Source organism: Nitritalea halalkaliphila LW7, assembly GCF_000265075.1.
Lineage (GTDB): Bacteria > Bacteroidota > Bacteroidia > Cytophagales > Cyclobacteriaceae > Nitritalea > Nitritalea halalkaliphila.
The window spans coordinates 1-12,466 of sequence record NZ_AJYA01000006.1; the positions used below are offsets into that span (position 1 = coordinate 1).

The window sequence follows — 12,466 nt, forward strand, 5'->3', positions numbered from 1 at the left end:
TTTTTCCGGTACTTCGGTGAGGATGTGCTGCGCTGGCTGGCCATGCAAAGCACCTTKGGCAGTCTCAGCGCCCAGTATTTTGGAGCCTTCGGCATGCTCACGGGCTTCCTGTTGTTTTTAAGCGCTTTCTACCCGATTAGCTGGATATACCTGCTGATCGCCGGCATGGCTGGAAAACTCATCGCCGCCATCTGGTTCAGCCTCGGCTTTATACCTGAGCTGGGCTGGAATAAGCGCAGCCTTTTTCATCTCATTTTCACCGAACTGCTTTGGCTTATCCCTCTGGGCATCGTCCTGCTGCGCGGCTGGCAGGTGCGGCGCTACATCGCGCTTCTGCCCGAGGAGGAGGTGGCGCCCGCTGGGCAAAGAAAGGGCCTCCCAAGAACAAAAAACAGTAAAAAAGCGGGACGAGAGGCGTTTTTCTCCGTTAAATTGATTTAATTGAACCAAAAAACGTCCTCAAACCATGCAAAGACGCCTATTTATAAAGTCTGGCTCCCTGGCTTTGGCCGGTTTAGGTGCTGGGCTTGCTTGGTCTTGCGGCCCCGCCGCCACCAGTGATACAGAAAGCTCTGAAGAGATGTCCGAAGAAAAATCCCACGCCCACCCCGCACTGGGCCTTGCCTGTTTTACGCTCCCACGCTCCTTAGACAAGGATTTTGCAGGTACCCTGCGCGAAATCGCCGCCGCTGGCTATGCCGAGATAGAACTCTTCGGACCCTATGCCTATAGCACCCTGGCCGCACAGGAAGCCTGGAAAATCGGTGCAGGCTCCATGGGCTTACGTGGCAGTGGCTACTATGGGCTCAGCCCGAAAGAGGTGCGCTCCCTGCTAGACGAAAACGGCCTCCGCGCCCCCAGTATCCACATCGAGCTGGATTCCCTGCAGGAAAATATGGGCGCCATCGCGGAGGCAGCACAGATCGTCGGACATGAAAAAGTCGGCATCGCCATGCTTCCAGCCCCCATGCGCATGAACTTAGACGGCTATAAGCGCAGTGCCGATATCTTTAATGAGGTTGGGGCTGCCGCCCAAAAAGAGGGCTTGCAGTTCTTCTATCATAACCATGGCTATGGACACCAAGAACTCGAGGGGGCCATCCCTTTTGATCTGCTGCTGGAGCGTACGGATCCTGAACTGGTCAAAATGCAGCTGGATATTTTCTGGTTTACGGCAGCAGGAGCAGACCCGATACGTTACTTACAAGAACATCCGAAACGATTTGTGTCCCTGCATGTGAAAGATATGCTGGAGCTGCGCCGCTTCGAAGGAGATGGGGGCAGTCCAGAAGAATGGATGAGCCTATTCCCTTTCCTAACAGATGTCGGCGCAGGCGTGCTTCCGCTCCAAGACATCCTGTGTGCGGCACAGGAGGCAGGGGTTCAACATTATTTCTTAGAAAAAGATCTCACCCAAGAGCCCATCCAAGCGATCCAAACCGCCTATGCCCATCTAAGCAGGCTGGACTGGAGCTGCGGAAATTCGAGCAGCTAAGCGCTAAAGCCAGCAGATAAGCACAACTTACCTCGCATGCATGCTTGTCCGAAAAAAGTGGTCTGGGTCTATAAAAAATGAAATAGACATAAAAAAAAGCCTGATACGTAGCGCATCAGGCTTTTTTTATGCGTAAGACCGGCCTAAACCGGCATTTCCTAATCGAAAACGCTTAAAGCAGAATGATTAAAAGGATCAAAATAATGATCAAAGCACCTGTAGAAATATACAGCCCGCTACCTCTGGGACCATCTTTTAGCCGCTCAGAGGCCTGGTAGCTGGTGTTATGCTCCTTTTCGATGGCCTTCATCTCCTTTTTCAGGCCTCGGAGCTCTTTGCGCAGAGCGCCACGCTCCTTCGCACTAAGTTCCTTAAAGTCCATCGCATACACTTCCTGCACGCGCGCATCGATTTCCAATACACGGGCAGGAACTTCCTCTGCTGCCCGTACGGGTGCCGCCAAGAAGGCGACACAAAGCAGGGCGAAAAACGTTTTCATTAGCGTCTTCATATCGTTTATTTTAAGCTTCCAATCATATCTGCGGGCTTCACCACTCATCGAACTGCTCATTCGTTAGCAATTCAAGTGCCAAGCAGCCTCACGCAGGCTAGTGCCCTCTTTATGCGCCTTTTTCGCGATAGCAGCAGCATTTTCGTAACCAATATGCGGATTAAGGGCGGTTACCAGCATAAGAGAATTTTCTAAGTGCTGCTTGATAAACGGATAATTCGGCTCGATCCCCACGGCACAGTTGTCGTTAAAGGACACACAAGCGTCCCCGATCAGACGAGCAGACTGCAGGAAGTTGGTCACCATCATCGGCTTAAATACGTTTAACTCAAAGTGGCCATTCGATCCCCCTACGGATATCGCTACATCGTTCCCCATCACCTGAGCAGCTACCATCGTCATGGCCTCCACCTGCGTGGGGTTCACCTTTCCTGGCATGATGGAAGACCCTGGCTCATTTTCAGGAATTAAAATCTCTCCGATACCCGAGCGCGGGCCCGAAGAAAGCATGCGGATATCATTGGCGATTTTCATCAAGCTAACCGCCAACTGCTTGAGCGCACCATGTGCCTCCACGATGCCATCATGTGCGGCGAGCGCCTCGAATTTATTCGGTGCCGTTACCAAAGGCTGTCCGGAAAACTCCGCGATTTTTTTCGCTACGAGCTCTGCATATCCTTTCGGCGTATTCAGCCTGTACCCACGGCAGTACCCCCTAAAGCCAATTCGGAAAGGTGGGGAAGGGTGTTTTTTAAGGCTCGAAGACCATGGTTAAGCTGCGCCACATAGCCCGAAAACTCTTGGCCCAGGGTAAGGGGTGTCGCATCCATAAAGTGCGTACGACCGATTTTAACCACGTTCATGAAGGCTTCAGACTTAGCCTGTAAGGTGTCACGTAGCTTTTCTACCCCAGGGATGGTCGTCTCCACCACCATCTTATAAGCAGCGATGTGCATGGCCGTAGGGAAGGTGTCGTTCGAAGACTGAGATTTATTGACATCATCATTCGGGTGAATGCTTTTCTTTTCATCCGTCAGGCTGCCGCCCTGTAGCACATGCGCACGGTAGGCGATCACCTCATTCGAGTTCATATTCGACTGCGTCCCAGAACCTGTCTGCCAAACCACTAAAGGAAACTGATCATCATGCTGCCCGGCTAATATCTCATCGCAGACCTGCGCGATGATGTCTGCCTTTTCCTGCGCGAGAACACCCAGCTCCGCATTCGTCAGCGCCGCTGCCTTTTTCAAAATCGCAAAAGCGTGGATCACTTCCAGTGGCATGCGGTTACGCTCACCCCCGATTTTAAAGTTGTTAATCGAACGCTGCGTCTGTGCTCCCCAGTACTTGTCTGCAGGCACCTCTACAGGCCCCATGGTGTCTTTTTCTATGCGTATGCTCATGGTCTCTTTTGGAATTTTGTTTTAACCACGCTAAATTAACACCCACCAGCTGAATAACCATAGAAAATAAACGTGGAAAACGCTAATTTTCTATGGTTACCACCTGGTTACCGCCAGCGGGTGCAGCACACCGCATTTTGGGCGGAGCCCTAGCCCCTCCTTACAGCTGCTGCGCTTACAAAATGCCCGTACTACCGCTTGTATTGATCAAACCAGGCATAGAGGTACAGCTGCGTCCGCAGGTAGTTCGAGGGCACGCTTCCCGTTCCATGGAATTCATTTCGGAAACGAATCATCACGGTAGGCACCTCGAGCATTTTGAGGGCCTGGTAGTACTCCTCCGTCTGCGCGATCGGGGTGCGCAGGTCCTCCTCACCACACATCAGCATGGTCGGTGTGCGCACATTTCCCACATACATCAGCGGAGAACGCTGTAGGTGCTCGGAAGGATCTTCCCAGGGGAACTTAGCGAAATTTTTATACCAGCTCACCCCATCGGTGGTGCCCACAAAGGAGAGCCAGTTCGTCACCGGAAAATTCACCGAGGCGGCCGCAAAACGGTCGGTCTGGCCTACGATCCACGAGGTGAGCACGCCACCGCCGCTGCCGCCATACACGAAGAGATTACGCTCATCCACATAGCCGAGCTTCAGGGCTTCATCTACCCCCTTCATCAGGTCATCGTAATCCTTTCCTGGGTAAGCGTTCTTGATGGCATTACCGAAGGCCGATCCATAGCCCGAAGAGCCGCGTGGATTCGTGTAGAGCACCAGATAACCCTCTGCGGCATGATGCTGCCAGGTGAAGTTAAAGCCCACATTATACATGCCATGGGGGCCACCGTGAATGACTAAAATCATCGGATACTTCTTCGCCGGATCGAAGTTCGGCGGATGCACTAGCCAGCCCTGCACGGCCAGCTCATCCGTAGAGGTGTAGTTGATCTCCTTCACCTCACCGAGCTGCACATCGGTGAGCAGGGAGCTGTTAAAGGCCGTGAGCGGAGTCAGCTTGGGATTATTCAGGCGGAAGGTGTACAGTTCCGCTGGGCGGTAAAAATCTGTCATCACCGCTGCAGCGAGGCCATCCTGGCTGATGGAGCCCACCGTGAGCATGTGATTTCCACTGGTGATGGCCCGATGCCCCCCACGGAGGGGTGCAAAATACAAGTTGCGCGTCCCATTATAATCTGCATTAAAGTAAACGCCTGAATTATCCGGTGCCCACATCAGATCACTTGGCGAGCGATCGAAATCCACGGCCAGCTCCCGCGGCGACCCGCCATCGATGTCCATGACATATAGTCTATTTTCGATATAGGTATCGTCCGTCCAGTCGTAGCCCACGTAGGCGACCAGCTTGCCATTCGGCGACACGAGGGGAGAGCGGTCGATGCCATTTCGTTTTGTGAGCTGCCGCACGCTTTGATCCTCCACCTTTACGGCATAAATTTCAGACTGCCGATACGCATACTCCGCATTTTCCTCACGGTAGCTGCTAAATAAAATTTCTTTGCTGTCGGGTGTCCAGCTGAGGCTTCCATGGTTATAAGGGCCCGTGGTCATTTGGCGCGGGCGCCCCCCATCCGTAGGCACGATAAAAATCTGGGTATAGCCATCCTCCAGGAAGCCCACTCGATCGCGCCGGTAGGTCAGCTTGTCGATGACGCGAGGGCCTTCCAGCCACTTGGCTCCTTTCGGGCGAGCAGGAAGCTTGATGGAAAGCGCCTCTGCATTCGGGACGAGCATGGTGAAGGCGATGTGCTTGCCATCCGGAGACCACACCATAGAAGAAGGGCTGCGCTCCAGGCGTGTGAGCTGCGTTTGGCCTTCTAGGTCCCGATGCTTGATGAAGATTTGGCTGCCGGAAGGTTCGCCTGCGGCCAAAAAGGCCACTTTCTTGCCATCAGGAGACCAGAGGGGAGAGGATCCCTTAGCGAAGAAGCGGTTGCGGCTGCCATCAGCATCCATGATGTACAGCTCACTTTTTCGGCTATCGTTTACCTTATCCACCCAGCCACGGGTATAAATCAGCTCTTTGCCATCGGGCGACAGCTGCGGATTCGAAACAGAGATCAGGTCGAGATGATCTTCCAGTTGCAGGGTTTTCGTGCCCGCGCTAGGACTTTGCGCCAGCGCCAGCCCTGCCCCGCAGAAGAATAAGCCCACTGCCAGCAGACCTGCTCGGTAGAAATTTAATGGGTTTAGATGCATAGGAGTACGATTTGTTTCCCAAAAGATAGGCAATAAGCGCTTATCATGCATGCTATTTTTCCTCTTTCCTGCACGCTAGGCCCTATTTTGTGCGCCGCTTCGGGCTGAATCCGAATTTTTTTTATAACTTAGAAAAAATTTTTTTTCTCGTAGCCTGTAAGAATCGGCTGCTCACAGACACTAACCTATCAAAACAAAATAAAAACAGTATGAAAAAACTTTTCTCTCTCCTGCTCTTCGTCGGCCTGGTTTTCACGCTTCAGGCCCAAGAAAACACCTTACTGTGGAAGGTAAGCGGTAATGGACTGAGCGCTCCTTCCTATGTTTTCGGCACCATGCATGTTCTATGTGACGGCACGATCGCAGAAAACCCCGAGCTTGTAGCTGCCTGGGAGGCCAGTGAGCGCCTGGTAATCGAGCTGAACCCCGCCGATCCCAAGCTACTTCAGGAAATGCAGCAGCTGTCCGTGAACCCGGGCTTCGCTAACATCTACATGGACTTGCCTGAAGCGGATCGCCAGCTCTTAGACAGCTTTTTTACCGAGAATTTCGGGGCTGGGCTGGCGCAAATGGGCGTGCTGAAGCCCTTCGTCCTGTCGTCCATGCTGGTGACGACCTACCTTCCCTGCGAAGAAATGTTTACGCTCGAGCCGCATTTCGTGGAGCTGGCTAAGGCCCGCGAAATCGAGGTGGTTAGCTTAGAGACGGTGGCCTCACAGATGGGCATTTTCGATGAAATCCCACAGGACTTTCAGGTCGAAGAGCTGGTGAAGACGCTACGAGACGATAAGGGCCAAGAAGAGTTCGCTAACATGCTGGCTTTATACATGTCCGGAGACGTACTGGGGCTGTATGCCCAAATGATAGAAAGTGAGCTCCTCCAGCAGTATCAGGACCTGGTGTTAGATAATCGAAACTTGGCTTGGATTCCTGACTTGGAAAAGCTCTTCAGCCAGGGAAGCTCCTTCGTGGCAGTGGGTGCGGGTCATTTACCAGGAGAGTTAGGGGTGCTCCAGCTTCTCCGAGACCGAGGCTATACGGTGGAAGCCATTACGCTTTAAAGGACTCCTTCTAAAAAAAGGACTTCATGGAAGAAAAAGAATTTTTACAGCACATACAGGCACATCAGGGGACCATTTACCACCTGCTGCGCCTGTATGTCTCTGATGCTGACGACCAGGACGATATAAAGCAGGAAATCGTCCTGCAGGCATGGAAAAGTAAAGACTCCTTTCGGAAGCAATCCTCCTTTAACACCTGGCTGTATAAACTGGCCCTTTATACCATTCTCACCGCTAAGCGCAAAGTAGCTAAAATGCAACAAGTGGACTTACAGGAAGCCGACGGCCTGGCCACAGATGAACGGGACGAGCAGGAGGAGGTTCAGCTGTTGTACCGCAGCATTTACAGCTTAGATGATCTGAGTAAAACCATCATCACCATGCACTTAGATGGCTTCACGAATGCGGAGATCGCCACCTTCATAGGCATAACGCCTAATCATCTAGGGGTTAAGCTCCACCGCATAAAAGAAACGATTAGCAGTAAACTTAAAGCAAGCAGTTATGGAGCTAAATAAATTATGGCAGGAGATGAAAGCGCAGCAGCAGCCTACGACTTTTGACCAGCTCCGATTGAAAAAAACAGATGGCAGCAAGCACCCCATCCGAACCTTACGTAAAAACCTGATCATCAGCTTAATCTCTGGCATTCTTTTCTCCTTAGCGGGAATTTATATCATGATCCTGCATCCCGCGTGGAGCCTGCATCTTCTTTTAGGCATTTTAATCTTAAAGTCCCAGTATTTTCATTGGCTGATGTGGCAGCGCATCCGTGCCTTCGATCGCTTATTGAAAAACTGGGATCAGCCGCTCCTGCTCACCCTTAAAGAGCACGTGACGCTCACGCGAAAAACACTGCGCATCATCGAAATCCGAACGCTTCTCTTTCTTCCCCTCGCTTATTTGGCAGGCTTACTTTTAGGAGGAAGTATAGAGGGAGATGATCCAGATACCTTGCTAACAGACTTCTCCTTCCTGGCGATCGGCATGGGCTTATCCCTGCTCACGATGCCGCTGCTCTATTTCCTCTATAAGTGGATGCATAAAAAAGCCTTTGGTGATTACCTCGCCCGGACGGAAGAGCTCATACGTGCAGCGGAGGAGGAAGAATGAGCAGTACCGCACACCTGAGCGTTCACCAACGGACAAAATCAATTCTAACCTTAACCCAGTTTCTTATCTCTTAATTGCTATCCCATGCTTCAACTCTCCATCCGATCTCTGAATAAGCAGTACGCTAATGGTGTACACGCGCTTAAAGACGTCACGCTGACCATCCAGAAGGGGATGTTCGGCCTGCTCGGCCCAAATGGTGCTGGAAAATCCTCTCTCATGCGTACGCTGGCCACGCTCCAAGACGCCGACAGCGGCAGTGTACAGCTGGGAGAGCTCGATGTGCTCCGCGAAAAAGAAAAAGTTCGCCAGGTTTTAGGCTACCTGCCACAGGAATTCGGGGTTTATCCGCGCAGTTCGGCAGTGGAGCTACTCGATCACCTGGCCTTACTAAAAGGAGTGACCCAGCGCGCAGAGCGTAAAGAGCTGGTGGACTACCTGCTCCAAAAAGTAAATCTTTTCGAGCATCGTAAAAAAGCGGTAAAATCCTTCTCCGGAGGGATGCGCCAGCGCTTTGGCATCGCGCAGTGTCTGATCGGAAACCCTAAGCTGATCATCGTGGATGAACCGACGGCAGGCTTAGATCCAGGGGAGCGCAATCGCTTTTACAACTTACTCAGCGAGATCGGGGAAGAAGCCATCCTCATTTTGTCCACGCACATCGTGCAGGACGTACGCGAACTATGCACGCAGATGGCGATCATGAACAGGGGCGAGGTGCTCTATACTGGCGGTGTGGACGAGGCGCTCGACCTGATCGAGGGTAAAGTATACGAAAAACGCATAGAAAAAGGAATGCTGCAGGACTACCGCGAACGGTATGCGGTGATTTCGGACAAGTTAGTAAGTGGTAAACCGCTGATCCATGTGTTCGCCGAGGAAGATCCTGCGGGGGACTTTAAGTTAGCGGAGGCCAACTTAGAAGACGTGTTTTTTGCCAAAATCAATGCTTTAGTCTAAAACCCGCTCTACTATGTTCCTATTCTTAAAAAAAGAACTCACTACCTGGCTTCGTAGCCCCATGGTATGGATATTTTTTCTGGTCATCGCCCTCTTGGTCCTTGGGGCTGTCAGCAGTGATAATATTCAGATCGGCGGTGCCAGTACGAGCGTGAAGAAAAACGCTCCTTCTGTGATCCAGCAGTATTACGGCATCATGTCGCTAATCGCGCTGCTGATGACCACAGCGGTGATGAATGCCACAGCCAACAGGGACTTCGACTCTGGATTCTCGAGCATCCTCTTTTCCTATCCGATTAAGCGCTCCGCCTATTTTTTCGGTAAGTTTTTAGGCGCTTATTTGATCGCCCTTATTCCTCTGCTCGGGATTTCCTTTGGCGCGCTACTCGGGCCGCTGATGCCCTGGGCAGACCCGAATCGCTTTGGCCCCATCTACTGGGAGGGCCACCTACAGGCTTGCTCAGCTTTGGGATCCCGAATACCTTTATTATCGGCGTCCTGACCTTTGCGCTGGCGCTAACCTTTCGAAATAACATGGTTTCCTACATCGGTGCCATGGGGCTGCTGGTGGTGTACAGCATCGCAGGAACCTTTCTGGCTGATATCGAGAAGGAATGGCTGGCAAACCTGCTGGATCCTTTCGGCTTTTATCCCGTGGGACTGGCGAATAAATACGCGACCGTGGAAGAGTTAAATACCCGTGCTGTCCTGCTCAAGGGCGATTTTTTATTGAATCGCCTGCTTTGGATGGGATTAGCGGCGGCGTTCCTGCTACTGCTGTACAGCCGCTTTTCTTTCGAAACGAAAAAAGAGAAACAAAAAAGAAAGTCGAAAGCCGCTCGAAAAGCAGACCCGCAGCCCCAGCTCACGGAACGCCCGGAGGTTCAGCTCGCGCCACGTAGCCGCTTCTCCTGGCCTGTATTCGGGCACCTGGTTGCCTTCGAGCTGAAGGCGATTTTAAAGAACCAGACCTTTCTGATTATCCTCATTATCGGGCTGATTAACCTCAGCGTGGGACTGACCTTCTTTTCCGGCAGATACGGAAGCACGAACTACCCCCTCACCTACGATGTAATCGAAACGATATCTGGTGCCTTTTATCTGTTTCTAATCGGTATCATCACCTTTTATTCTGGCGTTCTGGTGTGGCGGGACCGAGATGCGAAATTAGATGAAATAAAAGACGCGACGCCGATTCCCACCCTTAGCCTTCTGGCATCGAAGACCGTGGCCCTCCTGCTGAGCATACAGCTGATCCTAATCGCCACCATTCTCATCGGCATCATCGCCCAAAGCCTCTATGGCTACTTCCATTTCGAGCTGGGAGTGTACTTCCGCCTGCTACTAGTAAACGACTTCCTATTCTTCTTTTATCTCACGGTCTTAGCCGTTTTTATCCATTACCTACTCGATAATCGCTACATCGCCTACTTTGTCTTTGTGGTATTTATCGTCGCCTCGGGCTATGTTTTAGAGCTCTTGGAAATCGAGTCCCTGATGCTCAACTATGGTGCTGTGCCAGGAGGCGCCTACTCAGACGTAAATGGTTTTGGCCCCTGGGCCAAAGGAGCCGTATGGTTCCAACTTTACTGGGCTGCTTTCGCCCTACTCCTCCTGTACGTGACCTATCTCTTGTTTATCCGAGGAAAAAACACCCACCTATCGGCAAGACAGCAGGAAGCCCGCATACGGCTGGCGGCCTCTAAGAGAACAGGTCTGCTTCTGTTGGCGGCATTTTTAGCCATCGGCGGCTATGTGTACTATAACACTCAGGTTCTCAACACGTACAACACCCAACAGGAGGTGGAGGATCAGCGCGTGGCCTACGAACAGACCTATAAAATTTATGAAGACTTGGCGCAGCCTAAATGGATCAGCATGGACTATCGGATCGAGTTGTATCCTGAGGAGCGCGATCTGACCTTCGATGTGTATGGGGTGATGGAAAACAAAACGGCTGCGCCCATTTCGGAGCTGCACTTCACCCTACCTGATGCGAAGGGAGTCTTTCAGCTGGAAATCCCGGGGGCTTCGCTTCAGCTAAATGATGAAGCCTTAGGATATCGCATCTACACGCTGGCGGAAGCTTTAGCGCCTGGAGAAACTTTAGAAGTGAAAATCTCTGGCGAAAAACGCACGAAAGGCTTCGAAAATAGGGTAACAAATACGAGTATTTTACGCAATGGTAGCTTTTTTTACTCTTTGGAGATGGTTCCAGGCTTCGGCTATCAGGCGTCGAATGAGCTTTCGGACCGCAACAAAAGACGCAAGCGGGGGCTACCCGAAAAACAGCGCATGCCACACTTGGACGAGGACAACTTGGAGGCGCGTAATGTGCACTACATCGGTAAAGATAGCGACTGGATTAGCGTAAAAGCAGTCATCGGGACCTCGGCTAATCAGATCGCCATCAGCCCCGGTAAGCGCGTACGCGAGTGGGAAGAGAAAGGGCGCAAGTATTACGCGTATGAGCAGGAGGCACCTTCTGTGCATTTTACCTCCTTCTTATCGGCTGACTATGAGGTGGCGCGCGAACGCTGGGAGAATGTGGACATCGAAGTGTATCATATCCCCAGCCATGCGTATAACATTCCGAACTTCGTGAATGCCATGAAATCATCTCTGGACTACTACACGAATCATTTCGGCCCCTATGAACATAGTCAGCTGCGTATCGTGGAGTTTCCGCGCTATGCCGGCTTCGCCCAGTCATTTCCTGGAACCATGCCCTACAGTGAGCGCATCGGCTTCATCACGGACCTTCGAAAAGTCACGGAAGACGATATCGACCTGGTGTTTTATATCACGGCACATGAAACGGCACATCAGTACTGGGCCCATCAGGTAATCGCCGCTAATATGCGGGGGGCAGAGCTACTGATGGAGGCGATTACACAGTATTCCGCCTTGATGGTGATGGAAAAAGAATACGGCAGAGATAAAATGCGCAAGTTTTTGAAGTACGAAATGGATGGCTACCTCAGGGGACGCGGAAGTGAGTTCGAGGCAGAGCGTCCCCTCGCCGAAACGGAACAGCAGGGCTACATTCACTACGAAAAAGGCTCTGTGGTGATGTACTACCTGAAGGAGATGATCGGAGAAGCGCAGGTAAACGCCGCCCTGCAGCAGCTGATTCAGGAATTCAAGCATCAGGACCCACCTTACCCGACCTCCATGGATGCCATTCGCGCATTTCGCACCCATACGCCGGATAGCCTGCAGTACCTGATCGACGACCTCTTCCTATCGATCACCTTATTCTCGAACCGGGTGCTGGAAGCCAGCTATCAAGAGGATGGGGAGGAGTACGTGGTTTCTTTTACCACAGAATCCAAGAAGTTTCGCTCCGACTCGTTAGGGAAAGAGACACCTATCCCCTTAGCTGATTTTATCGATGTCGGTGTCTTCGGGTTTACAGACAACAAAAACCTATTAGGAGAGCCCTTGGTCTATGAACGCTTAAAACTCACGCAGGAAGAAAATTCCTTTACCTTCCGGGTACGAGAGAAACCGCAGTTTGTGGGCATAGACCCCTATAACTACCTGATAGACCGTGTCCCGGGGGACAATGTGAAAAAAGCCAGCCCCGCCGAGGATTAAAAGACTTCGTCTGCTGAGCATACCCCAGTAGAAAAAAAGAAAGGCCCGGATAACTTATCCGGGCCTCTTTTATTGGATCGCTTATTGCGCGCTTTTGCTATTCCCCCATG

The 12,466-nt window shown here is 51.7% G+C and carries 10 protein-coding genes and 1 pseudogene; 8 read left to right on the forward strand and 3 right to left on the reverse strand.

What is annotated here, in order from left to right:
* Together A3SI_RS19290 and A3SI_RS02810 are read left to right on the forward strand one after the other, a co-directional pair.
* Positions 1-441: hypothetical protein (locus A3SI_RS19290; protein ID WP_009053538.1), on the forward strand; the 441-nt coding region annotated here is incomplete at its 5' end.
* Positions 442-466: 25 nt separating this feature from the next.
* On the forward strand, positions 467-1,495 hold the full coding sequence (locus A3SI_RS02810) for a sugar phosphate isomerase/epimerase family protein (RefSeq protein WP_009053539.1): 1,029 nt from the start codon (positions 467-469) through the stop codon (positions 1,493-1,495).
* Positions 1,496-1,667: 172 nt separating this feature from the next.
* Here the strand turns inward: A3SI_RS02810 and A3SI_RS18035 are convergent, their stop codons facing one another.
* The 3 genes and pseudogenes from A3SI_RS18035 to A3SI_RS02825 form a co-directional block, all read right to left on the reverse strand.
* Positions 1,668-1,994 (reverse strand): hypothetical protein, encoded by a 327-nt coding sequence (locus A3SI_RS18035; protein WP_238531569.1) that lies wholly within the window; start codon positions 1,992-1,994, stop codon positions 1,668-1,670.
* A gap of 17 nt (positions 1,995-2,011) precedes the next feature.
* Positions 2,012-3,409: pseudogene (gene fumC, locus A3SI_RS02820) on the reverse strand (class II fumarate hydratase).
* Positions 3,410-3,600: 191 nt separating this feature from the next.
* The gene (locus A3SI_RS02825; RefSeq protein WP_156810135.1) at positions 3,601-5,622 is read right to left on the reverse strand and encodes a S9 family peptidase; all 2,022 of its coding nucleotides are present in this window, start codon (positions 5,620-5,622) and stop codon (positions 3,601-3,603) included.
* A gap of 209 nt (positions 5,623-5,831) precedes the next feature.
* Here A3SI_RS02825 and A3SI_RS02830 point away from each other — a divergent pair, with 209 nt between their 5' ends.
* From A3SI_RS02830 to A3SI_RS02855, 6 genes are all read left to right on the forward strand, one after another.
* Positions 5,832-6,683 carry a TraB/GumN family protein gene (locus tag A3SI_RS02830; RefSeq protein ID WP_040669957.1) on the forward strand — a complete coding sequence of 284 codons (852 nt, stop codon included), beginning with the start codon at positions 5,832-5,834 and terminating at the stop codon, positions 6,681-6,683.
* A 26-nt stretch (positions 6,684-6,709) separates the two neighbouring features.
* Positions 6,710-7,201, forward strand: a complete 492-nt coding sequence (locus A3SI_RS02835; RefSeq protein ID WP_009053545.1) for an RNA polymerase sigma factor — start codon at positions 6,710-6,712, stop codon at positions 7,199-7,201.
* Positions 7,188-7,796, forward strand: coding sequence for a hypothetical protein (locus tag A3SI_RS02840; protein WP_009053546.1), 609 nt, complete (start codon positions 7,188-7,190; stop codon positions 7,794-7,796). Before A3SI_RS02835 ends, A3SI_RS02840 begins: the two co-directional genes overlap by 14 nt.
* Positions 7,797-7,880: 84 nt before the next feature.
* A complete protein-coding gene (locus A3SI_RS02845; RefSeq protein ID WP_009053547.1) occupies positions 7,881-8,756 on the forward strand; it encodes an ABC transporter ATP-binding protein in 876 nt (291 codons plus the stop codon).
* Between the two features lie 13 nt (positions 8,757-8,769).
* The gene (locus A3SI_RS02850) at positions 8,770-9,258 is read left to right on the forward strand and encodes an ABC transporter permease (RefSeq protein WP_040669941.1); all 489 of its coding nucleotides are present in this window, start codon (positions 8,770-8,772) and stop codon (positions 9,256-9,258) included.
* A complete protein-coding gene (locus tag A3SI_RS02855; RefSeq protein WP_040669943.1) occupies positions 9,213-12,356 on the forward strand; it encodes a M1 family aminopeptidase in 3,144 nt (1,047 codons plus the stop codon). Before A3SI_RS02850 ends, A3SI_RS02855 begins: the two co-directional genes overlap by 46 nt.
* Positions 12,357-12,466: the final 110 nt, after the last annotated feature.